The organism is Oleiphilus sp. HI0061, assembly GCF_001635675.1.
On record NZ_LWFE01001132.1, the window covers coordinates 1 to 7,604 of the forward strand.

The 7,604-nt window shown below is 44.4% G+C and carries 4 protein-coding genes; 3 read left to right on the forward strand and 1 reads right to left on the reverse strand.

Annotated features, from left to right (window positions below; all coding sequences use genetic code 11):
- Nucleotides 1-2,715 (forward strand): methyl-accepting chemotaxis protein (locus A3735_RS16855; RefSeq protein WP_068638317.1); only part of this gene is annotated, 2,715 nt, incomplete at its 5' end.
- A gap of 101 nt (nucleotides 2,716-2,816) precedes the next feature.
- Entirely contained in the window at nucleotides 2,817-3,746 is a 930-nt protein-coding gene (locus A3735_RS16860; protein WP_068638319.1) for a class I SAM-dependent methyltransferase, read from the forward strand.
- Nucleotides 3,747-3,779: 33 nt separating this feature from the next.
- Here the strand turns inward: A3735_RS16860 and A3735_RS16865 are convergent, their stop codons facing one another.
- Nucleotides 3,780-3,986, reverse strand: coding sequence for a hypothetical protein (locus A3735_RS16865; protein WP_068508080.1), 207 nt, complete (start codon nucleotides 3,984-3,986; stop codon nucleotides 3,780-3,782).
- A 291-nt stretch (nucleotides 3,987-4,277) separates the two neighbouring features.
- Between A3735_RS16865 and A3735_RS16870 the strand changes: the two genes are divergently transcribed.
- On the forward strand, nucleotides 4,278-5,123 hold the full coding sequence (locus A3735_RS16870; RefSeq protein ID WP_068638321.1) for a molecular chaperone: 846 nt from the start codon (nucleotides 4,278-4,280) through the stop codon (nucleotides 5,121-5,123).
- The last annotated feature ends 2,481 nt before the right edge of the window (nucleotides 5,124-7,604 follow it).

Below are 7,604 nucleotides of genomic sequence, written 5' to 3' on the forward strand. Positions count from 1 at the left end.
GTTGAAGACAAAGAGAACTTCTTAAGCGCGCTTAAAGAGAGTGGCGTAAACGAGAAGACGCTTAAGCAAATTGATCTTAAAAACACCAACATTGGCTTCCAAGAAATCCGTACTCCCGGTGTAGAGAAAGCCTTACGGGGCGAAAGTGGCTTTGATATCTTTCCAGACTACCGAGGCGAAGAAGTTCTCTCTGCTTATGGTCCTCTAGAGTTTGAAGGTAGCCGATTCGCACTGCTATCAGAAGTCGACTACGCTGAAGCGCATGCTTTTGCAGGGGATATGATTCGCTCCTTTGCCATATCGGTATTCATTATTGCTGCCATTATTCTGTCTATCGTTGCTTATATCGCTTGGGCATTTTCCAAATCTCTTTCTACTCGCCTCAATACCGCTGTCGAAGTTTCCAATGCCGTTGCCAAAGGCGAAAGAGTTCATATCGAACAAAGCTCTCAGCAAGATGAAATCAGCGACCTAATGAGCGCTCTAGATCGCATGCAAACAGAATTGATTGGCGAATTCGAGCGCCGAGCAGAAGAAACCAGCCGTGTGACTAGCGCCCTGAAAGTTGCCAATACCAACCTGATGATGGCAGATAATGACCTTAACATCATCTACCTCAATAATGCGGTCGAAAAAATGTTTAAGGATGCTGAGTCAGACCTTCGCAAAGACTTACCTAAGTTCTCTGCCGATAACTTGATGGGTGTAAATATTGATGTTTTCCACAAGAATCCGGCTCATCAAAGACAGTTACTAGCCAGCTTAACGCAAAGCTATGAAAGTACTGCCAAAGTCGGTGGCCGCAGCTTCAGAATTGTTGCCAACCCTGTTGAAAGCGAGAACGGCAACCGTTTAGGTACTGTTGTTGAATGGGTAGACGAAACAGAGATGCTCGCCAAGCAAGCGCAGGAAAGACAAGAGGCTGCTGAAAATGTACGCCTGAAACAAGCTCTTGATAACGTAAGTGCTAACGTAATGGTTGCAGACGCCGAGCGAAACATCGTCTATATGAATGATGCCGTACTTGAAACACTTAAAATCGCGGAAGAAGATATTCAACAAGTACTTCCACAGTTTGATGCCAACAATTTACTTGGGCAATCAATTGATATCTTCCATAAAAACCCAAGCCATCAGAAAGAGCTACTAGAGAATCTAAGCGCTCAACACAAAGCCAATATTCAAGTTGGTCGACGCCATATGGAGCTATCAGTCAACCCGGTTAAGACCGAGTCCGGTGACCGTGTCGGTACAGTTGTTGAATGGAAGGATAACACTGAAGCATTGATAAAACGTGAGAATGAGTTACGCGTAGCAAACGAGAATGCTCGCTTAAAAGAAGCATTGGAGAATGTCAGCGCCAATGTGATGGTCGCCGATTATGATCGTACCATTGTCTATATGAACCCTGCGGTCATCAAAACACTCAAAAATGCAGAAGCGGCAATTAAATCAGCCCTACCCAACTTCGATACCGATAACTTATTGGGCCAGAGTATTGACCAATTCCATAAGAACCCGAACCATCAAATCAATGTGCTTGATAACTTGAGCGGCGAACACCAGGCTCATATCGAAGTCGGTGGCCGCCACATGGAGTTGCGCGTTAATGCCGTTGCGAATGAAGCTAAAGAGCGCATCGGAACAGTCGTTGAATGGTTCGACCGTACCAATGAGGTCATGATTCAGCAAGAAGTTGATAACATCGTAAACGCTGCAAGAGCTGGTGACTTGTCTCAGCGAATCGCTATAGCCGGTAAGGAAGGCTTCTTCAAGCAATTGAGTACAGGACTAAATGACGTACTCGATAATACCGACACCTTCATTTCTGATATGAGCAAGCTCTTTGAAGAAATGGCTGAAGGTAATTTGAGTCAGGCACTCTCTACTAATTACCAGGGTGATTTTGAGAATATCGCTAACAATGCTAATGCCACGCTTAGCAAATTGAGTTCTGTTCTAAGTGAAATCATGGGCATATCAAGCTCTGTAAATGAGTCCGCTAATGAGATCTCACAAGGCAGCGTCGACCTAAGCAACCGAACAGAAAGCCAGGCCAGCTCTCTGGAAGAAACCGCTGCCAGCATGGAAGAAATTACCAGTACGGTGAAAGAAAGCGAGAAGAACTCAGACGATGCAAACTACGAAGCTAACGATGCTCGTGTGAAAGCCGAGTCAGGCGGACAAGTTGTTAATCAGGCGGTTGAGGCGATGAAAGAAATTTCTGAATCCAGCAACAAGATTAATGACATTATCGGCGTCATTGATGAGATAGCTTTCCAAACTAACTTATTGGCACTTAACGCAGCTGTGGAAGCCGCAAGGGCAGGTGAACACGGACGTGGTTTTGCAGTGGTGGCAGGTGAAGTTCGAACCTTGTCCCAACGCTCCGCCAGTGCCGCGAAAGAGATCAAAGACCTTATTCGCGACAGTGTCAATAAAGTCGAGTCAGGCTCAATGTTAGTCAATCAGACAGGTGAAACCTTAAATGGCATCGTCCACTCCGTAGAGCAAGTTGCACGCCGTATAGAAAGCGTCAATGTTGCTGCCAAAGAACAATCTAACGGAATTGGACAGATCAACCAGGCCATTTCGCAAATGGATGAGATGACACAACAAAACGCAGCCTTGGTTGAAGAAACTGCCGCTGCGTCAAGGTCTATGAGTGACCAGGCGAGTAAGATGCAACAATTGGTTCGTTTCTTCAGAACCTAGTCTGTCTGTGGCATAATTCGCAGCCTAAACCGAAAGGGGAGTCATTTGACTCCCCTTTTTTTGCACCAAAGTCTCAAACCTAGATAAAAACGAACCACTATATGTCAGCACAAACGAACGATATTCTTCAACAAGAACTACTTAGCAATCTATCTCGCTACCAAGATAGAGCGGCTCGCGTTTTCCATGGCAGAGGTAAATACTTTGAAGCGCTAAGCAGTCTGAATATTGAGTGGTACCCGCCCTATTTATTTGTGCAAAACTTTTCAGAAAGTCTTAGTGATGATATCGCCGCAAGTCTCAAAAAAGTATTTGACAACAATCTGTATATTTCAGCGATCATCATACAAACACGCAGTTGGCCTGAGTTAGAAACATCTATTCTCTACCAACGAAGCGAGTGTGAACTCCCGATTGAGCATACCGCTAAACTGAGCGACAAGCTTAAAAACCATGTGAGCCTAGGAAAAAACCGAAACACCGGCGTGTTCCTGGATATGCGTGCAGGTTGGCAATGGGTTGAAGAAAATGCACAGGACAAGTCTGTGTTGAACCTGTTCTCTTATACCAGCATATTTTCCTTGTTTGCCCTAGAAGGTGGCGCCAAGAAAGTTATTAATATGGATATGTCTGCTGGCGCACTCCGAACAGCTCAGCGTAATCATAATCTCAACGGAATCAGTCAGGGTAAAGCGAATTTTGTAAAACGGGATATATTGAAGTCACGCAAACAATTTTCTTCTTACGGCCCCTTTGACTTGATTATTACCGATCCCCCGCCCTACCAAAAAAAGGCCTTTCGAGGCTGGCAGGACTACAAGCGACTACTTGGCTGGTGCAAGGATTGCCTGAACGAGAATGGCACTTTACTTGTCAGTCTCAACAATCCGCATGTTACACATCAGCAGTTTAAAGATGAACTGGGCGACTGTTTCCCAGAAACCAAAGAAATGACCATCATAGATAGCTGTGCAGAGATCAAAGAAAACGACCCTAGCAAAGGCTTAAAACTCATTGCAGTGAGCTTATAATATAGAGAGGGCAAATCACCTAAACTGAGTCAGCTATTCTTCTATTACATCGATGGTGTAAGAAAGGAAGCGCTCTCCTTCACCGGCCCCGGATTTCAATATCACGGTAAAGCCAATAAATAAGTCTTCGCCACTGCCAGGAGAAGGCAAACCTGTAACGGGAGGTTTTTTATACGTGACGCCCTGATACTTCAGCTTAAAGTTCTTTAGCACAATCTTAGGATCGTCCTCAGTACTCATCACATCAATCGTAATTGACTGCTCAGTATCGCTAGAGATTCTATAGTGACCCGATACCGCATGACCGCCGACAATATCAGCATTGGTCGCAGCAGCTAAGTTTCCGTTTGGCTTTAAGACTATTTTCTTACGTGCATCAGGTATTAAAGCTAAAGGTAATTCTGCCTGCTGCAGTTCTTCAATTATGACCTTTGCTTTTCGGTATTTAACTGTTTGTTAGATGGTTTATTATTGCGCCAGCAATAATAAACCATCTAACAAACACTGACCGAAAACGTTATACGAACCAACATGAAACAGCGAAACAAATCTAGCCTTTGGCTTTTCAAGAATACATTATTAATTCTACTTACCGCACTCATCTCATTCCAAGTCTCTGCCGGACTTGTTCTTAACCCTCAGCGCATCGTGTTACAAGACAGAGAAAGAAGTGCAAGCTTGGACTTACTAAACACTGATGATAAAGCAGGACGATACCAAATATACTTCGAGCACAAGTATATGAAAGAAGACGGCAGTATCGTTGATATAGAAAACCCAGAAGAAGGTGGGCCCTATGCAGGCGATATGATTCGTTACTCCCCTCGCCGAGTTGATATTCCTGCCGGTGGATCTCAAACAATTCGTGTCGCCGCTCGACGCCCTAAAGGTTTGGCAGAAGGGGAATATCTATCTCACCTGGTACTTAAACAGATCCCGCAAAAAGCTGACGCGAACTCTCCGGCTACCCCAAAGAACGATGAAGATATCCAACTAAACCTTGCCGTTCAGCCAGTATTAAAACTAGCAATCCCCGTAATCGTTAGAAAAGGCGCTTCTACGACCACGGCAAGCATCTCTGACATTCAGCCAATCGTGCAAAACGAGCAAGTAGAAGAGCTCCACTTCTCGCTACATCGCCAAGGAAATTTTTCTCTCTATGGGAACGTGGAACTATATGAGAAGAACGGTGAGCAACTTGGCTCCCGCGTAGGCTTTATTCGAGGTATCGCTTTATATACTCCAACTTTAAAACGACTAGTCAAAGTCCGCTTAAGCCAAGCGGCATCATTAACTGGAAAAGAATATCTTCTACGCTTTACTGAGGACGAAAAGTTTGGTGGCAGCAATGTCATCGAGCAAACGATAACATTCTAGACACCTGGCAGACTCTTATAACGTAAGATGGATTTTACCTAATATGCCACGCTATGCCGGCCTCTCGATTTTTCTCGTTTNTGGCGCTGTTTCTCCAGCTGTTCTTTCCTTTAAAATGTATATTTGGAAGAGGGCTGTCCTGTTCATCAAACCTACCGTTATTGTTGTGATCCAAATATGTGTGTGCGAGCACGCTGGCACTAGAGGCCACACTTTCAGAACTAAGGTAGAGGCTATTATGAGGTTTGTCGTAGGCAAGGGCAGAGCTAATGCTTAAGCCAATACTTTGATGGTCTTGTGTATCAAATCCGGCAGAAAGAGAAAACGAGTATTTGTCCAGACGCCAGCTGATCATATTGTCGAAGCTGTATGTGTCTTCTTCCGATAGAATGTAGCCTAACGAGGCTTGATAACTTACCCGTTTACTTGCTTGATAGTTGGCACTCGATTGGATGGAGTCCAGAACACCTTTCGGTAATATTTTATAGTTAGCTTCGGTCTTGAGTCTCCAGCTATGCCAGCGCCTGGTTGCGCTTAACGTGGTGATAAGAGAGTCTTCCACGTCATCTATATTATTGTGTGAGTAATTGATTAGATTGGCAATTTGGGTCTGACCAATGCGTGTGCTTAAGCGTTTAGAAAGTTGCCATTGTTCCTGTGCATTAGCATATTGAGCATGTTGAAGCTCCAGGTCGTAGGATATATCTTGTGACCAGATATCTGCCCAAAGACCATTGATTCGTAGTGTGCTATCCAGCTCCAGTTTCCCATCCGGGTTCTTATCACTAATGAAGTCTGTATATTTTTCTAAATCAAAGTTGATATTGGTATTAAGCAAGCGGGTCTTGTATGCAAGTGACCATGCGTGGCCGCTTTGCTGGTCAGAGACATATTTCAATTGTCCAAAACCTCCACCAAGCGAAGCGAAAAAGCCCAAGCTTGTATAGAGATGTTCTATCTCGTTGTCTATGGGGGTAAAGCGGCTGAGGGCACCTTGAATGGTGAGATAGTCGTTAAGCCCTGCGTTAAATTCAGACATAAAAAAAGATGAGGACTCGTCAAGCTCCTCTTCCTCAAGGCTAAGCAGGCGCTGGTTTCTATTTAGAGCATAGAGTTGAAAGTCCCACAAACCTTTGGCCAGCATTTGACCTCCGACCGTGATTTTTTTCTGTTCGCTTCGATATTGTCCCTGGGGCCCATAGATACGAATATCAAAGATGTTCTCTCCTAAATATGTAGAAATTTTGTCAAAGCGATATTGGCCATTGCTAGATGTGCTTGTGAAGTCAATTAAAGCGCCATTTCGATAAAGCTCAACTTCCCAGCCCGGCGGTGCATCGCCTTCTAGAAGTAGGTCACTGCTTTGTTCTTGGAGTGCATTGCTACCGCGCTTTAAGTGGACACCGCTGCCACTAACGGAGCCGGAAAGCAAAGCACTGGAATGACTGTTTACGTCACCAAACTTATATTGATCGATACCCAGAAATAATCGTTGCTCTGGCCCGCTTGCCGCTTTGCTAAAGGTAAGTCTAAGGTCTTGAGCCCCATCTTGGTTAACGTAACTGGTTTGTAGAGAGTGTTTCAGAATATCCATGACACCCTGAACAGTAGCCGAACTGTATTGGCTGATATCTGCCTCATACCTGCCCGTCAGATCGTTATATTTCTCAAAGCGCTCAGCACTGTGTGAAAACTCAATATCAAACGAAGGGGAACCAAGCCAGTCGTATTCATTGGGAAGGTAGTCGTGAGCCGTTTGAGCTTTAGCTTGTGGCTTTAGCTTGGCTCTTTTCTGGGCTCGCAGCTTTTGTGTCACGATTGGTAGTGGACTTGAGGACGATAGTTTAAGTTCAAGTTGCGATACATCCAGCAGTAAGCTGAGGTCGAACCATCGCTCGATGCTTTTTAAATTAATATATAAATCAAAACCATCAAGTGCATACTGAAAATCTTTTGGCCAGGTTTGGCGTTCGCCTTTGAGAAAAACACTTTTCTGATTGATGTCGAGAGAAAAGTTTCGGTCTTCTGAAATAAACCAGCCATCAAGCGACAGCGAATCCAAATTTAGCGTTAGAGGAAAATCCAGAGAATCTATCAACCCTTGTACGGGAATAAATGTATTCTCGGGTGTTTGATAGACGAAAAGAGATTCTTCGAGTAATAGCTGATCGTAACTTAATTGTACGATCAGTATATTATCCTCTGCCAACTCAACAGGTTCTGGAGGGAGCTCTGCAAAAGCATGCTCCCATACAGCTAAGTAAACGAGAAAAATCGAGAGGCCGGCATAGCGTGGCATATTAGGTAAAATCCATCTTACGTTATAAGAGTCTGCCAGGTGTCTAGAATGTTATCGTTTGCTCGATGACATTGCTGCCACCAAACTTTTCGTCCTCAGTAAAGCGTAGAAGATATTCTTTTCCAGTTAATGATGCCGCTTGGCTTAAGCGGACTTTGACTAGTCGTTTTAAAGTTGGAGTA